This is a genomic window from Shewanella nanhaiensis, from assembly GCF_019457885.1.
GTDB lineage: Bacteria > Pseudomonadota > Gammaproteobacteria > Enterobacterales > Shewanellaceae > Shewanella > Shewanella nanhaiensis.
The window spans coordinates 1-292 of record NZ_JAHZST010000077.1; the positions used below are offsets into that span (position 1 = coordinate 1).

Consider the following 292-nt stretch of genomic DNA (forward strand, 5'->3'; position numbering starts at 1 on the left):
CGACTTGGGTGCTTGGGTCTAAGCTGACCGTGATGTTGACTTGGCCGTCCAGCTCATCACTGTTGATGTAGCCGTCATCATTGGCATCTTCGGTGATTTCAACCGTTGGCGCGATTGGTGCTGGCGCCTCAACGTAATCCAAGGTCGCTGCATCTGAGCCAGTGGCGGTGTTGCCCGCCACATCGGTAACGGTGGCGGTGACCACAATCTCGGTGCCGCTGGCTGGTGTGTTCATGGTGACAGCCAGGCCGTTATCGAGCATGGCTTGGGTGACTACACCGCTGAACAGCTC

Annotated in this window: 1 protein-coding gene; it reads right to left on the reverse strand. The window is 57.9% G+C overall.

Annotation, left to right across the window (positions count from 1 at the left end; all coding sequences use genetic code 11):
• On the reverse strand, positions 1 to 292 hold a 292-nt coding region (locus tag K0625_RS24410), incomplete at both ends, for a hypothetical protein (protein WP_220111933.1).